The sequence below is a fragment of the Brevundimonas sp. KH_060 genome, from assembly GCF_057838275.1.
In genome coordinates, this window is sequence record NZ_CM174463.1 from 2,394,022 (window position 1) to 2,405,802 (window position 11,781).

An 11,781-nucleotide genomic window follows, 5' to 3' on the forward strand; every position below is an offset into this window, starting at 1 on the left:
ACGAGACTCGTTTCTCGACAGAAGACAGGGATCGGTTACCGCCGCAACTCATGGCGCACAGACAATTAAACACTGTTCATAATCGATGGCAACCCGGCTTTTTCGTCATTCGATCAGGATTTTCACACCCGCATCAAAGGTCTGTCCGCCAGGCGGATCTCGACCACGAAAACTCGCCATACAGTTAGAAATTCTACATTAGAAACACGCCGCTCACGTGCCTTATTGCGCGCCCAATTATGACTTTTATTGCGGTGCAGCATTCCCATGATCAGGCCATCCCTGACCGTTCTCGCCTTTTTCTCCGCCGCTGGGGTTTGCAACGCCGCATACGGGGAAACCTCTGAGAATCTAACAGATCAAACGGCGACGGCGTCGCCCTACTCTGTCTCGGATGTCGTGGTGACCGGCTCCAACATCCGGCGCGCCAACACCGAAGGTTTCAACCCGGTTCAGGTGATCGGCCGCGAAGAACTGGAAAGCTCAGGCAAGTCGACGACGGCGGACCTGCTGCGCTCGATCTCGGCCAACACCGGCAACGGCTCGAACGAGACACAGAACAGCGGCTGGTCGTCGGGCGCGGCGGGCATCGGCCTGCGCGGCCTGTCGCAGAAGAACACCCTAGTGCTGTTGAACGGACGTCGTGTGGCCAACTACGGCTTCCCCGGCGGCGGCCTGTCGGACACCTTCGTCAATCTGAACGCCCTGCCGATGGTGGCGACCCAGCGGCTGGAGGTGCTGAAGGACGGCGCCTCGGCTGTCTACGGCTCGGACGCGGTGGCGGGCGTGACCAACATCATCACCCGCCAGAACTTCCAGGGGCTGGAGTTCGGGGCCAGCTACGGCGTCGCCGATCAGGGCGGGCTGGAGACCTCGACCGCCAAACTGGTCGCCGGTCATGGCGACCTGGAGACGGACGGCTACAACATCCTGCTGTCGTTGGAAGCCTATACCCGCAACCGGCTGGATCAGGATCAGCGCGACCTGACCAAGTCGGGCATCTACACCGACCTGCCCGGCGGCCGCTGGAACGGCTGGTCGGCCAAGGGCGCGCGCTTCCTGGTCGATGGCAGGTCCGTGCCCTTCCTCGACGCCCAGGGCCAGTGCCCCGAAGGCATGGTGCTGACCGCCAGCGCCCCGATCGACGGCCTGGCCGGCGACACCTGCGCCATCAACCTGGCGCCGCACACGACGCTGATCCCCTCGACCGACCGCTATCAGGCCTATCTGTTCGGGACCAAGCGCCTGACGCCGCAGATCGAGGCCTTTGGCGAGGTGCTGTATTCCTATGTCGAGGGGGCGTCCCTGTTCGGCTCCAGCCCCTTCTTCACGCTGGAGGGCGGACGGTTCGCGCTGAACGCCCAGACCGGACTAGCCGAGCCGGTGTCGAACCTGCTGCCCGCCAATAACCCCTACAACCCCTACGGCGTCGCCACGCCGATCGAATACACCTTCTTCGATCTGGGCCGGACGCTGAAGACCAATGAGTCCAAGTCCTATCGCGCCCTGGCCGGGGTGCGCGGCCGCCACGACCGCTTCGACTGGGAGGCCGCGGTCTTCGCCTCGGGCAGCGACGAGCGCGAGACCGTTTCGGGCGGCTTCGCCCATCGCTGGAACCTGGCCGACGCCCTGGCTGACGGCACGCTGAACCTGCATGAGCCCGGCGCCACGCCGCAGGCCGTGCTGGACGGCATCCGCCTGTCGACCCTGCGTCCGGCCGAGTCGCGCCTCTACGGCGCCGACTTCAAGATCTCGGGCGAGCTGTTCAATCTGCCCGTCGGCCAGATCGGCTATGCCGCCGGGGTCGAGTTCCGCCACGAAAGCCTGGTCTCCAGCAATCCGTGGCAGATCGACGCCGGGCTGCAGATCCGCCCCGCCATCGCCGCGGTGGACGGCAAGCGCGACGTCTGGGCCGCCTATGCCGAGTTCAACATCCCCGTCCTGAGCAATCTGGACATCCAGGTCGCCGCTCGAGCGGACGAATACAGCGACTTCGGCAGCGCCTTCTCGCCCAAGGCGGGCGTGCGATGGAAGCCGCTGGACTGGCTGGCGCTGCGGGCCTCGGCCTCGCGCGGGTTCCGGGCGCCGTCGCTGTCGGAGAACTCGGCCTCGACCATGATCTCCTATGGCTCGGTCATCGATCCCTATGATCCCGACCTGCCCAACTCGCGCCAGAGCCCGACCTTCTTCACCGTCGGCAACACCAATCTGGAGCCTGAAAAGACCCGCTCCTACAATCTAGGCGTCGTCTTCACCCCGACGCGCGACACGGCGCTGAGCATCGACTGGTATCAGATCAAGCTCGACAACCTGATCGGCACCGGAAACACCACCGCCATCATCCAGCAGAACGATCCTGCCGACGTCATCCGCGACGAACGCGGCAAGCTGCAGGCCGTCTACAACCGCTATCGCAACCTGTCGGCGCTAGAGACCTCGGGCATCGACGTGGACTTCAGCCAGCGCTGGCGCACCGAGAACTGGGGGACCTTCACCGCCTCCAGCGCCTATACGCATCTGCTGGAGTACAAGCGGCCGAACGCGGCGGGCGGGCCGCTGCTGGACTACGCCGGGTCGAACCGGGGCGCGACCCTGCCGGCGCACAAGGCGACGACGCGCGCGGCCTGGAACCGCGACGTCTTCGACGCCAACCTGACCTGGTATTACACCTCGGGCTATGATCAGGTGCCGGTTGTCGGGGGACAATCGCGCGTGGACGCCTATCACCAATTCGATCTGTATGCGGCGTGGTCCGGGCTGGAGCGCGTGACGGTCTACGCCAAGATCGAGAACCTGCTGGACGAAGCGCCGCCGCACGACGCCTCCTTCCCCGGCGTGCGCGCCCCCTATGACTTCGGCCAGTACGATCTGCGCGGGCGCTACTTCCGCGTCGGCTTTGACGTCCGCTTCTGACCCCTTGCATCGAGACCTGACATCATGAGCGTTCGACACGCCCGTTCATCCCTTCGGCGCATCCTGACCGGCGGCGCGGCGGCGGCGATCCTGCTGGGCGCCGTCGCCCTGACGGCGCCCGCCCCCGCCCTGGCCCAGAGCGGCTATTTCTTCCCGCAGGCGGCGGCGGGGGATTTCGACCCCGCCATTCCGACGCCGGAAGCCTTCCTCGGCTATCCGATCGGAACCCACTACACGCGCCACGACCGCATCGTGGACTATCTGCGCGAACTGGCCCGGCTGTCGGACCGGGTGACGGTCGAGGAGATCGGCCGCAGCTATGAACAGCGGCCCCTGCTGTCCGTGGTCATCACGTCTGGCGCCAATCAGGGCCGGATCGACCAGATCCAGCGCGCCCATATCGCGGCGGGCGATCCCGGCGGCCCCGCCGCCACGGCCGGCGCCCCGGTCGTCGTCGGCCTGTTCTACAGCGTCCACGGCAATGAGACCTCCAGCGGCGAGGCGGCCCTGCTGACCGCCTACTACCTCGCCGCCGGGCGCTCGCCCGAGGTGCTGGACTGGCTGGACAAGGCCGTGGTCGTCATCGACCCGGCCCAGAACCCCGACGGCCGCGACCGCGCCGCCAACTGGCACAACGCCTGGAAAAACCAGCCCGCCGTCGCCGACCCGCAGGACAAGGAGCACGTCGAGGCCTGGCCCGCCGGTCGCACCAACCACTATTTCACCGACCTGAACCGCGACTGGCTGGCGGTGACGCAGGCCGAGACCCGCGCCAAGCTGGAAGCCTTCCACCGCTGGCGGCCCAACATCCAGATCGACTTCCACGAGATGGGCGCGGGCAGCACCTATTATTTCGAGCCCTCGCCCGCCAGCATGGAAAGCCCGCTGCTGCCGCGCGCCAGCTACGAATGGAATGTGACGCTGGCCCGCTATCACGCCCAGGCGCTGGATAGCCTCGGCTCGCTCTATTACACGCGCGAGGTCTTCGACAACTTCTCGCCGGTCTACGGCTCGACCTATCCCGACTTCCACGGCGGGGTCGGGGTGACGGTTGAGCAGGCCAGCTCGCGCGGCCTCGTGCAGGACACGGCCAACGGCCCGCTAACCTTCCCCTTCACCATCCGCAACCAGACCAACGTCGGCCTGGCCACCATCCGCGGCGCCGTCGCCGAGCGCGCCGGATTGCAGGCGTTCCAGCGCGACTTCTTCCGCTCGGCCGTCGAACAGGGACTGCGCCATTCCAGCCAGGCCTTCGTCTTCGGCGACGCGACCGACCCCGGCCTGACGCGCCAAACGCTGGACCTGCTGCTGGCCCACCGCATTCAGGTCCATCCGCTGACCGAGCGGGTGACGCAGAACGGCCGAGTGTATGAGCCGGGGAGCGCCTATATCGTGCCCTCGGCCCAGCCGCAGTTCCGACTGGTCCATTCCATCTTCGACCGGACGCCGCCGACAAAGGGCAGCGTCTACGGCAGCACCTCCTATTCGGTCGCCCTGGCCTATGGGCTGAAGAGCGACGGCCTGCGCCGCGTCCCCGCCCACGGGTCCGCCGTGACCGAAGCGCCCGTCACAACCGGCGGCGTCAGCGGGCCGCAGGACGCCTACGCCTATGTCGTCGACTGGCGAGACCTGAACGCGCCGCGCGTTCTGGCCGCCCTGCTGCGTCAGGACGTGCGCGTCCGCGCCGCGTTCGAACCGCTGACTGCAAGGACGGCGCAGGGCGACAGCGCCTTCGGGCGCGGCTCTCTGGTCGTCACCACGGCGGGCCAGCCGCTGGACGCCGCCGCCCTGCGCGCCGCCGTCGACACGGCCGCACGCGAGGCGGGCGTGGTCGCCCACGCCGTCTCGACCGGCCAAAGCGTCGTGGGCGTCGATCTTGGCAGCGACAATGTGAAGGTCGTGCGCGCCCCGCGCATCGCTCTGGTCATGGGCGAGGGCGTCAACGCCACCGAAATCGGCGCGACCTGGTTCGCCCTCAGCGAGCGGCTGAACTATCCGGCGACGCGGCTGGACCCGTCGCAACTGGGCCGCGTCCCTCTGGGCGACTACGACAGCATCGTCCTGTCCGGCGGCCGCTACGACAACCTGAGCCAGCCGACGGTGGACGCCCTAAAGGCCTGGGTACGGGCGGGCGGCTCCCTGGTGGTGTTCGGCAGCGCCGCGCGCTGGGCCGCCGCCAACGGCCTGGCTCCGCAGGCCGCCTCCGAAGACGAGAAGAAGGCCGAGGTCGAGCGCCGAGACTACGCCGATCGCAGCACGATCCAGGGCGAACAACGCACGGCGGGCAACGCCCTGTCGGCCGACGCCGACATCAGCCACCCCTTGGCTTTCGGCTTGTCGCGCCGCGACCTGTTCGTGAACAAGGAGACGGACGTGGTTCTGGCCCCCGTGGCCGATCCCTTCGCCAACGTCGTGCGGATCGAGAACAACCCGCAGGTCAACGGCTACCTGCCCGAAGCGCTACGCGCCAAGGCGGCGGGCTCGGTCTGGGCCCAGGTGAACCCGGTCGGCGCGGGCAATGTCGTCCTGTTCGCCGACGACCCCGCCCACCGCAAATACTGGCTGGGGACCGAACGCCTGCTGATCAACGCCCTGTTCCTGTCCAACCACCTGGGTGGTTCCGGGCGTCGCTAGACGGAGCGCCCCTCCTGCTCTGAGGCGCCGAAACTCGATTACGGCGGCGGTTTCGCTCCGCACCGCCGTGGCCGTGGACGGGCCAAGCTGAGGCCGATGCCCGAGCCATTCGGCTTGGTCGTCACGAAGGAGGGCGGAAGATACGTTCAGTGTCCGCAGAGGCCCCCCTGGGGCCGTCATCGGCGGCTCCGGATCGACGCCTCCACGCGCGTATTAGAGCGCAGATCGCGGCAGCTCTGGCCGGTCCAGCCCCTTGATGCGGCGCTGAACCTGACGCGCCCCCTCCGCCTCCGGACCGGGCGCAACGGCGGCCCAAAGGATACCGCCTGTTCAAGCAGGCGGTGCGACTGCGCCGTCGTCCGGAAACCGGCGACGGCGCAGCCACGGCGTAATCAGAACCTGTAGCGTAGCCCCACGCCATAGGTCGCCGGAGCCCCGACCAGACGCGAGGCGCCGTTCAGCTCCGGGAAGTACACCTCGTCGGTGATGTTGCGGCCATAGGCGTAGACCGCCCAGTCCGCCGCCGTCTGCAGCTCCACACGGGCGTTCAACAGGGTATAGGCGTCCGCCGTATTGCCCGGCGCCGCGTTCAGCCGGTTGCTCTCCTCGCCGTGGTGCGAGACCGACACGCGGCTATCCACGCGCCAGCCGTTGCCCAGAACCAGGCCATGGTTCAGCGAAACCGTCGCCGTCACGTCCGGAGCGCCCGGCAGGGGGTCGCCGACGGTCGACAGCACCTCGGCCACGCGCGCCGAGCTGAACGAGATGATCTCCGTGTCCAGGAAGGCGGCGGCGACGTCTAGATCCAGACTCTGGTTCGCGCTTTCGAACAGCACGGCGTTGAGCGCGAACTCGACGCCCTTGCTCTCGGCCTCGCCGACGTTGGCGCGGCCGTTGGTGTCGTTAGCCAATCGGGTCGTCGCCTGCAACTCCTTGAACGAATAGGAGAAGACATCCACCGACAGGCGAAGACGGTTCGTCGTCCAGCGCAGCCCGGCCTCATAGGCGGTGACGGTCTCGGAATCGAACGGCAGGGTCTCGGCCTGGGTGAAGATGGAGGTGCCGTCGAATCCGCCGCCGCGATAGCCGGTCCCCGCCGAGACGAAGACGTTCAGGTTCGGCGTGAAGGCGTACTTGGCCGTGATCCGACCCGAGACGTTGTCGTCCTCGAAGGCGCGGTCCCAGATGAAGGGGTTGGTCGTCGCGAAGGTGGTGGTGAAGGTCGAGATGCCCCACGGGTCCAGGTCGTCGTTGCGCCCGCTGAAAGTCGCCTCGTCGCGGGTGTAGCGCAGGCCGCCCGACAGGGTCAGCTTGTCGGTCAGATCATAGTCGACCTGGCCGAAGACGGCGAAGCTGTTGCGCGTCTGGCTGTGCAGGTTGTCGTACTGGGTCCGGGCCGTATAGCTGGTCCAGTGGGTGTCGAAGTCGATGTCGTCCGAGACGTAGAAGGCGCCTACGATCCAGTCCAGACGACCGCCCGTGTCATCGCTCAGGCGCATTTCCAGCGAGGTCTGGCTCAGCGTCTCATCCGCATCGAAGCGCGAGGCCGGATAGGGCGAGCCGTCGCCGTTGCCCTGCACCGAGCGGGTCGTGCCTTGGACATTGCCGATCACCGCCAGGTTCAGGTTGTCGCCCAAGCGATGCTGCAACGCCGCCGACACGCCATAGATGTCGATGCTGTGAGTCGGATACTCCGACGAATAGAACTCGTACGGGTCGTCGTTCTCGCCAGCGTTGGCGATGTTGCTGTCCAGCGCCGCCGAGATGCGGTCGTACTGGCGCGTGTCGCCCCGGTCGCGGCTGCCGAACAGCTTCACCGTCAGATTGGTCTCCGGCGTGAAGTCGAAAGCGACGGTGGCGCGGCCGGCGAACAGATCCTTGTCGCCGAAACCTTCACGGCGGCCCGGATCGACGATGGGCGGAACCTGGGTCTGGGTCACGCCGGTGATGACCGGCTGGAAGCCGGCCAGGTCGCCTGCACCCGCCCCAGTCATGAAGCCGCCGCCCTGCTCGGCCAGCACGGCCAGGCGCACGCCGACCTTGTCGCTCAGGGGGCCGCCGACGGCCGCCTCCATCGCCAGATAGTCATGGCTGCCGAACTCCAGACGGCCCGAACCTTCGACCGTCTCGCCCGGTCCCTTGGTGATGGCGTTGATGACGCCGGCCGTGGTGTTGCGGCCGTACAGGGTGCCCTGCGGCCCCTTCAGAATCTCGACCCGGTCCAGGTCGAACAGAGGCATGCCCAGATAGGCGTTCGAGGTCTGATAGACGCCGTCGACGTGCAGGGCGACCGAGGGGTTGCCGTTGGGCTTGTAATCGTCGGCCCCGCCGATGCCCCGGATGCTGATCATGCCGTAGTTGGCGCCGCCGAAGGCGTAGTTCACCGACACGCCCGGAACCTCGTCCACCAGGTCGGTCACGCTGTCGATGCCGCGACGAAGGGCGTCCTCGCCATTCAGCATGGTGACGGCCAACGGCACGTCTTGAATGCGCTGGGCGCGCTTCTGAGCCGTGACGATCACGTCCTCGATCGCGGTGACGCCTTCAGATCTGAGATCGGCATGGGCGACCGCAACAGAAAAGGTGCGCGCGCCAACCGGCGTCACGGTCAGGCCCGTGCCCTCCACCATGCGGCGCAGCGCCTCGGCGGGGGCCAGGACGCCGACCACGCGGTTGGCGCGACGACCGCGCACAGCCTCCGGCGCGAACAGCACCTGCACGTCGGCGGTGCGCGCCAACGTCGTCAGCGCCTCCTCCATCGACTGGCTTTCGATGGCGAAGGAGACGGCTGCGCCGCCGCTCGGCGACTGGGCAAGAGCCGGCGTCGCCGTCGCGACCGCAGCGACGGCCGAACAGGCCAGCAGCATGCGCTTGAAGGCGCCGGCGCGCGGCTTGGAAATGAACATGGTAGCCCCTGAGATCTGGTCAGCCGCTCGTCGGCGGCTCCCCCTCAGAAACGGAGGCCTCTCCACAGAACCCCACCCCGTCGTGGAAATTTCATCAAAGCGCAGCCGTTCCGTCAGACGCTTTTCCGGGAGATCCGATGCGCCAGTCCCCGTCCGGCATGCGCCGCACCGACAGGCCGAACCCGCGCGCCAGGGCCAGGGCGAACTCCTGCCCGCCGTCATAGCGGAAGGAGCCTGAGATACGGATTTCCCCCGCCGCTGCATCCGTCAACGTCAGCCGCTCCGCCGAATAGCGGTTGAAGCGTTCGACCACCTCGCGAAGCGGACGGTCCCGTACGACCAGGCGCCCCATCCGCCAGGCCGTTTCGGCCTCGACATCTGCCGGCGCGGCGCGCAGTTCGTCGCCGCGCGCCAGCCCGCCCTGCCCGGCCGTCAACATCAGGGCTGCGCCCGCACCGCCTCTTTCCGCCACCCGCAGCCGCCCCTGCTCGACCACCGCCTCCGGTCGTCGATCCGCATGGGTCGCCTGGAAACGTCCCTGTTCGGTCGTCATCAACCGATCGCCGACGCGCAGGACGAAGGGCGCGGCGTCGGGCTGAATGTGGAAATAGGCCTGTCCCGCTTCCAGCACCGCCGCGCGACGTTCGGCGCCGTAGTCGAGGCGCAACCGGGACGACGGCGCCAGCGTCACCTCCGACCCGTCCGGCAGGGACGCGGTCAACCGCTGCCCTGCCTCGGTCGCGATCAGCGCCCGCGCCGGTGACGACGCCGTCATCACCCACAACCCGCCGCATGACGCAGCAATGGCCCCGCCGGTCAAACCCAACAGGGCGCGACGCCGCGTCGTCCCCCGATCGGCACGCCCCAGGGCGGCGGCGCGCAGGGCCAGCACCTCGGGCTGTCCCGCCTCAAGCTCCAGCATCCGCCACGCCTGCTGGCACGCGCGATAGTCGTGGATATGGCCAGGATCTTCGTCCAGCCACTGTCGGAAAGCGATCTCGTCCTGAGGGCTGGGCGCATCGCCGCCGTTCATGCGCGCGAACCAGAAGGCGGCCGGATCGGCCGTTTCCTCGTCGTCGGGTCGGAGATGAATCGGCGACATCAGCGATCCCCCTCGACCAGGTCCACCCTGAGCGCCGACATCGCCCGCACCATGTGCTTCTCGACCGCACTGACCGAAATGCCCAGGCGACGGGCGATCTGCGGATAGGTCAGGTTCTCGAACCGGCGCAGGATCACCACCGCCCGCGCCCGCGGCGGCAGGGCGTCCAGCGCCGCCAGCATCCGTTTCAAACGCTGCCTCCCCGCAATGATCTGTTCGGCGTCGGGCGCGTCATATTCGGCCAGCGCGTCATTGATCTCGACGTGCAGGCCCTGCCCCCGCGCCTGCTCATAACGCCCCCGATCCCGCGCGATGTTGGCCGCCGCCTCGAAGACATAGCCGTCGACGTTCTGCAAACTCATCAGATCCGCGCGGCGCATCAGGCGCAGAAACAGATCCTGAACCATCTCCTCCGCATCCGACGGCGACGTCGACCGCCGCAGGAAGAAGCGCGTCAGCGGCGCTCGCAGCCGCCGTGTCAGCGCCGCGAATCCCTCGTCGCACGTCAGGGCGGACGTCGCATCGTCCCTGTCGAAAGGCTGGCTTGGCTGTTGGTTCACGCCGCGCCCAATGGCGCCGCAGCATCACCGCCTCATGTCGGTCGCACGACATTTCCGTATCAGCGCGCGTCCGGCGCGCTCAGCGATGTCGCCGCAGCCAAAGCGTCACACAGCGTCGCTAAGGGCGGCTGCATCACTGCTTCGGGATGCCCCACCTATGACGACGTTCAAACACCTGGGCGCAGCGGTCGCCTTCAGCGCGGCGCTGCTGGGCGCGGCGGTTCCGGCCTGGGCCGAGATCTTCACCATCGCCGTCGTCTCGGACACCCAGAACTACGCCGACGTCACCCTGCCCCAACCGCGCGGCGCCGCCACCTTCGACCAGCAGATGCGCTATCTGGTCGAGACCCGCCAGGACAAGAACCTAGCCTTCGTCACCTTCGTCGGCGACATCGTCCAGCACGGCGACGGCCAGTTCCGACGCGCCATCCCCGACGCCGAGGGCGAATACCAGGTCTTCGACACGCGCGAGGAATGGGACATCGCCAACCGCGCCGTCTCGATCTTGACTGACAGCGGCCTGCCGTTCGGCATGGTTCCCGGCAACCACGACTACGACAACTATTCATGGCGAGGCTACGACGGCGTCTCCGAACCGCTGGCGGGCGGCCGCGCCTGGAACTTCTACTTCGGCCCGCAGTCGCGCCATTTCATGGGCAAAGCCTGGTACGGCGGCGCCTCGACGAACGGCTTGAACAGCTTCCAAACCTTCACCGCCGGCGGCATGTCCTTCCTGCACCTGTCGCTGGAGATGCAGCCGCCGCAGACCGCGCTCGACTGGGCCCAGGGCGTGATCGACGCCCATCCCGACACGCCCGTCATCGTCACCACCCATGAATGGCTGAAGCCTGACGTTCAGGAGCGATCCAACGGCTACGACAGCTATTTCGCGGGCGCCGACAACCTGCCGCCCGATCAGGTCTGGGACCGTTTCATTCGCAAGAACGCGATGATCTTCATGGTCCTGAGCGGGCACAACTACACCCGCCCGGTCGAAGGGGTGTCCAACGGCGAGAACCTGCGGATCGACCGCAACGAGGCGGGCCATCCCGTCTATCAGCTGATCCAGGACTATCAGGGCAACACGGTCGGACCGGACTGCCAGGCCGGATCAGCCAACGGCGGCGCAGGCTGGCTGCGTTTCATGGCCTTCGACACCGAGACCCGCACCATCCGCTTCCATACCTATTCGACGCTGCTGGACCGTTACGCGGGCCGCGACGGCGAGGCGACCTTCGGCGTCGCGCCCGAGCGTTCAGAGTTTGAACTGCCTTTCCCGCCCCAACTTCGGCCCATGTGACCCATCAGGTTCATAGGCGCCGAAGTCAGCTTCCGGCCTAGCCCCAAAAGACCAACCGGACCTTCAGAACCATCCGGTTGGTCGTCACGCTCAACATCTGTTCAGTGACGGATGATGGAGCGGGCAATGACGTCTCGAGAGCATGAACGCGTCCCTCACCAGCCGAAAAAGAGACCCCGGCTGTTCGAGGGCGATGATGTGGCCGAAGGCGGAGTTTCTCGCTCGACGGCGCTGATCCAGGTGTGGGTGCTGCCCGTCTGCGTCCTCGTTGCGGCGGCCGTCATCGGCGTCGTCGCCGTTTCAAACAGCTGAGGTCGCTGTCTCCTTCGCGATGGAGCGCATGAGCAGGCCCGAACATCCCCCTAG

The 11,781-nt window shown here is 67.3% G+C and carries 7 protein-coding genes; 4 read left to right on the forward strand and 3 right to left on the reverse strand.

Annotated elements, in window-relative coordinates; all coding sequences use genetic code 11:
- Positions 1–402 precede the first annotated feature (402 nt).
- Both AC3IPP_RS11895 and AC3IPP_RS11900 read left to right on the forward strand, forming a co-directional pair.
- Positions 403–2,913 (forward strand): TonB-dependent receptor, encoded by a 2,511-nt coding sequence (locus AC3IPP_RS11895; protein ID WP_489149140.1) that lies wholly within the window; start codon positions 403–405, stop codon positions 2,911–2,913.
- Positions 2,914–2,937: 24 nt separating this feature from the next.
- Entirely contained in the window at positions 2,938–5,547 is a 2,610-nt protein-coding gene (locus AC3IPP_RS11900; protein WP_489149141.1) for a M14 family zinc carboxypeptidase, read from the forward strand.
- A 392-nt stretch (positions 5,548–5,939) separates the two neighbouring features.
- Here the strand turns inward: AC3IPP_RS11900 and AC3IPP_RS11905 are convergent, their stop codons facing one another.
- The 3 genes from AC3IPP_RS11905 to AC3IPP_RS11915 form a co-directional block, all read right to left on the reverse strand.
- A complete protein-coding gene (locus tag AC3IPP_RS11905) occupies positions 5,940–8,453 on the reverse strand; it encodes a TonB-dependent receptor (protein ID WP_489149142.1) in 2,514 nt (837 codons plus the stop codon).
- A 94-nt stretch (positions 8,454–8,547) separates the two neighbouring features.
- On the reverse strand, positions 8,548–9,555 hold the full coding sequence (locus AC3IPP_RS11910; RefSeq protein WP_489149143.1) for a FecR family protein: 1,008 nt from the start codon (positions 9,553–9,555) through the stop codon (positions 8,548–8,550).
- Positions 9,555–10,115: an RNA polymerase sigma factor gene (locus AC3IPP_RS11915; protein WP_489149144.1), complete on the reverse strand. Its 561-nt coding sequence runs from the start codon at positions 10,113–10,115 to the stop codon at positions 9,555–9,557. Before AC3IPP_RS11915 ends, AC3IPP_RS11910 begins: the two co-directional genes overlap by 1 nt.
- Before the next feature lie 157 nt (positions 10,116–10,272).
- Between AC3IPP_RS11915 and AC3IPP_RS11920 the strand changes: the two genes are divergently transcribed.
- Both AC3IPP_RS11920 and AC3IPP_RS11925 read left to right on the forward strand, forming a co-directional pair.
- Positions 10,273–11,415, forward strand: coding sequence for a metallophosphoesterase (locus AC3IPP_RS11920; RefSeq protein ID WP_489149145.1), 1,143 nt, complete (start codon positions 10,273–10,275; stop codon positions 11,413–11,415).
- Between the two features lie 126 nt (positions 11,416–11,541).
- Positions 11,542–11,727, forward strand: a complete 186-nt coding sequence (locus AC3IPP_RS11925; RefSeq protein ID WP_489149146.1) for a hypothetical protein — start codon at positions 11,542–11,544, stop codon at positions 11,725–11,727.
- Positions 11,728–11,781: the final 54 nt, after the last annotated feature.

Bases quoted from the DNA above. Each gene is read 5' to 3' on its own strand.
- AC3IPP_RS11910 (WP_489149143.1), bottom strand. From the start codon at position 9,555: ATGTCGCCGATTCATCTCCGACCCGACGACGAGGAAACGGCCGATCCG.
- AC3IPP_RS11905 (WP_489149142.1), bottom strand. From the start codon at position 8,453: ATGTTCATTTCCAAGCCGCGCGCCGGCGCCTTCAAGCGCATGCTGCTG.
- AC3IPP_RS11925 (WP_489149146.1), top strand. From the start codon at position 11,542: ATGACGTCTCGAGAGCATGAACGCGTCCCTCACCAGCCGAAAAAGAGA.
- AC3IPP_RS11920 (WP_489149145.1), top strand. From the start codon at position 10,273: ATGACGACGTTCAAACACCTGGGCGCAGCGGTCGCCTTCAGCGCGGCG.
- AC3IPP_RS11900 (WP_489149141.1), top strand. From the start codon at position 2,938: ATGAGCGTTCGACACGCCCGTTCATCCCTTCGGCGCATCCTGACCGGC.